This window comes from Halorubrum sp. CBA1125 (assembly GCF_009742825.1).
GTDB lineage: Archaea > Halobacteriota > Halobacteria > Halobacteriales > Haloferacaceae > Halorubrum.
This window is the reverse complement of sequence record NZ_WPCE01000247.1, coordinates 1-3,476: the sequence shown is the minus strand read 5'-3', so window position 1 is coordinate 3,476 and position 3,476 is coordinate 1. Positions and strand designations below refer to the sequence as shown.

Here is a 3,476-nt window from a genome sequence, read left to right as displayed (position 1 = left end):
CGCCTCCCCAGCCTCGTCGCGGCCGTTCGTGAACGGCCGCGACTCCCTCGCGCGCCGGCTCCCGCCCGCTCGATCGCGGGCGGTCGCGGGAGCGCGCCGCCGCGGAGTCGGCTCCGCGGATCGGTCGCGGAGTCGGATCGCAGATCGGCCGTGGAGCCGAAGCTGTGGAGCCGCGGCGTTGTGGACCGTTCGAGGCGAGCGCCTCGCGTTTCAAGAGAGCACCTCGACCTCGTAGCCGTCGGCCTCCAGCGCGTTGACGATGTCGGTGGCGTGCTCGGCGTCGTCGGTCTCCAACTCCAGCTCCAGCTCGGCGGCGTTGACGGCGACGTCCCGGGAGGTGCGGTCGTGGTGGACCGCGTACACGTTCGCGCCGGTCCGGGCGACGATGCTGGCGACGCGCTCCAGCTCCCCGGGGCGGTCCTTCAGGTCGACGGTGATCTTGAGGTACCGACCCATCTGGACGAGTCCGCGCCGGATCACGGTGCCGAGCCGGTTGAGATCGATGTTCCCGCCGCAGAGCGCGGCGACGATCGTCTCGTCGTCCGCGTAGTCGAACGCGTCGGAGAGCACCGCCGCCAGCGCGACCGCGCCCGCTCCCTCGACGAGCGTCTTCGCCCGCTCCAGGAGCAGCGTGAGCGCCAGCGCGATCTCGCGGTCGTCGACGGCGACGACCTCGTCGACGTACTCGGACATCACGGCGAGGGGTCGTTCGCCGACGGACCGGGTCGCGATCCCGTCGGCGATCGTGTCGACGCTGTCGATCTCCACGCGCTCGCCGGCCTCCAGGGACTTCGCCGCGGAGGCCGCTCCCTCGGCCTGGACTCCGACCACCCGGACGTCGGGGAGCTGTTCTTTGACCGCGACCGCGATCCCCGAGATCAGCCCGCCGCCGCCGATCGGGACGACGACGGTGTCGAGGTCGGGGCAGTCGTCGACGATCTCCAGGCCGATCGTCCCCTGCCCGGCCATCACGGCCGGGTCGTCGAACGCGTGGACGTAGGTGAGCCCCTCCTCGCGCTCCAGCCGGTGGGCGTACGCCTGTGCCTCGTCGTAGTCCACGCCCTCCAGCCGGACGCTCGCGCCGTACCCGCGGGTGGCTTTCACCTTCGAGACGGGCGCGAACTTCGGCATCACGACGGTGGCGTCGACGCCCGCGCGGTCGGCCGCGAGCGCGACCCCCTGCGCGTGGTTGCCCGCGCTCGCGGTGACCACGCCGGCCTCGCGCTCGGCCGCCGAGAGGGTGGCGATCCGGTTCATCGCGCCCCGGATCTTGAACGCGCCGGTGCGCTGGAAGTTCTCCAGTTTCAGGTGGATGTCGGCGCCGCTCATCTCGGAGAAGGTCCGCGACCGCTCTAAGGGCGTGTGTCGGGCGACGCCGTCGATCCGTTCGCGGGCGTCCCGAACGTCTGCGAGGCTGATCATACCGTCCGTCGCCGCGCCGACCGCTAATCGGTTCCGGTCCGGATCGTCCGATCGGGATCGGCGGCGTCGACGGTGCAGTACCCGTGGCGTCGACGGTGCAGTACCCGTGGCGTCGACGAGGGAGTGATCGATACACACCAGCGGCTCGCCGTCGGTGAAGGGGGAATGCACGCGTGTGACGTGCAGGCGATGAAAACACCCGCGAGTACAAAAAGGTGAGGCTACCGAACTGAAAGTGAAATCGCACGACTGCGACGCCGTCATCCGCTCGTCAGACGGGATCTGCGCCGGTCAGCTGCACCCGAACGTCGGTCGCGTCGAGATAGGCGTCCACCCGCCGGTCGAACGGAGCGGTCTCGTCCGACCCGGGCTCCGCGCTCCCTCCTGGGTCGGGCCACGTCGCGTCGGCGTCGAGCCGGTCGGGGTCGCCGACGTACACCGCCGCCTCCGCCGGGTGCCCGGCGGGCGCGTCGAGCGGGACGGTCACCCGGTAGTACAGCCCGTCGTCGACGCCCTCGTACGCGTCGAGGGCGGCGATCTCGTCGGTGCGGAGCAGCCGCCCGCCCGTCTCGCCGCCCGGCGCGAGTGTCGGGTACCGCCCTTCGACGAGACGGAGCCCGGTCAGCGTCGCGGGACCGACGAAGACGAACGAGTCGCAGACCTCGGCGACGCGCTCGGGTTCGGTGAGCGTCCCGTACACGAAGACGTCCATACGCCGCGTGAGTCGCTCTCGGATTTCAACGTTCTGGCGGCTGACGGCCGGGAGTAGATCACAGACCTCTGCTCGCGCTCCCGGAGTGGGGGCCATGTTCGTGGCTCCGGAGTCGAGGCCCTCGACGAGGACTACGGCGGGCGGCTCTCCGTCGGCGACTCCGATCGCGGCGGCGCACGGGTCGAGTCGACGTTCCCGCGGTGACCTCGCGGCGATCCGGCGGGAGTGAATCGGCTCCGCCGCGTCGCCGCCGTCGACACGCCGCTTTTTAAGTTTCAGACGCTCGAACCCGCCCGCATGGACCTGTCAGCCGCCGTCTCCGCGACGGTTTCGACCCTCCGACGCCGCCCCGCCGACCTGATCCCGTTTTACCTCCTCGGGACGGCCGTCCCCGTCGTCGCCCGCCTCGGCATGCTCGTCGGCCTCGTCGGGGCGTACCTCCACCTCGAACTCACCGGCCGCCTCGCGGCCGTCCGCGAGGCGCTCTCCGGGCTCGACCTGACGCCGCCGGACCCGCAGGACCCGGAAGCCATGCAGGCGTGGGCCGAGAGCGTGGCGCCGGCGCTCGAGCCCCTGGCGACGCCGACCGTGGTACTTCTGGTCGTCGCCGGCACGCTCGCGGCGGTCGTGCTCGCCGTCCTGACGTACGCGGTCGTCTCGGCGGGCCAGCTGTCTACGGTCGCCGCCCGGCTCCGCGACCGGCGGGGGCTCACGGCGGGCATCGCCGGCGCGCGGCGCCACTGGCTCACCTTCCTCGGCCTCTACGTCGCGGAGCTCCTGTTGTGGGTCGGTGTGACGCTGCTCGGCGCCGTCACGGTCGCCGTCGGGTTCGCGGTCGACCCGTTCGTCGGCGCGGCCGCCGCGCTCGTCGCGCTGCTCGTCGGGTTCCTCGCGCTGCTTCTGGTCCGCGTGCTGTTCGCGTTCGCACCGGTCGCGGTCGTCGTCGACGACGCCGGCGTGGTCGAATCGCTCGACGGTGCCGCCGAGTTCGTCCGCGCGAACCCCGCCGACGCCGCCGCGTACCTCGTCGTCGCCGTCGGCGTGCTGATCGGCGTCGGCTCGGTCACGTCCGCGGTCGCGTTCCTCGGCGGCGGCGCCCTGATCGCGCTCGCGACCACGGTCTCGTCGCGCCCGCGCTCGACCTCCTCAAGACCGTCCTCTACGGGGACTACCGCGGTGCCGTCGACCCGGTCGCCTCCCCCGAGGTCGGCCTCCGCGCTCAGCTGTCGGCTGGGATCCGTCGCGGCTGGCGCGAGCTGGTCGCGTTCGTCGCCCGGACGCCGGGTCACCACGCGCTCGTCGCCGCCGTCGGCGTCGGGTTCGGGGTGCTCGGTTGGGTCGC

General features: G+C 72.3%; 3 protein-coding genes and 1 pseudogene. 2 read left to right on the top strand and 2 right to left on the bottom strand.

Features of this window, described 5'->3' with window-relative positions:
• Positions 1 to 235 (top strand): hypothetical protein (locus GJ633_RS17980; protein WP_231741382.1); only part of this gene is annotated, 235 nt, incomplete at its 5' end.
• Here GJ633_RS17980 and ilvA read toward each other — a convergent pair.
• Positions 211 to 1,422: a threonine ammonia-lyase gene (gene ilvA / locus GJ633_RS15100; RefSeq protein WP_156589460.1), complete on the bottom strand. Its 1,212-nt coding sequence runs from the start codon at positions 1,420 to 1,422 to the stop codon at positions 211 to 213. The genes GJ633_RS17980 and ilvA overlap by 25 nt on opposite strands.
• 271 nt (positions 1,423 to 1,693) lie before the next feature.
• Entirely contained in the window at positions 1,694 to 2,134 is a 441-nt protein-coding gene (locus GJ633_RS15095; RefSeq protein WP_156589459.1) for a gamma-glutamylcyclotransferase family protein, read from the bottom strand.
• A gap of 297 nt (positions 2,135 to 2,431) precedes the next feature.
• Here GJ633_RS15095 and GJ633_RS15090 point away from each other — a divergent pair.
• A pseudogene (locus tag GJ633_RS15090) lies at positions 2,432 to 3,476 on the top strand (stage II sporulation protein M); the annotation flags it as partial.

Excerpts from the sequence above, each read along its gene's own strand:
- ilvA (WP_156589460.1), bottom strand. The coding sequence starts at position 1,422 with ATGATCAGCCTCGCAGACGTTCGGGACGCCCGCGAACGGATCGACGGC.
- GJ633_RS15095 (WP_156589459.1), bottom strand. The coding sequence starts at position 2,134 with ATGGACGTCTTCGTGTACGGGACGCTCACCGAACCCGAGCGCGTCGCC.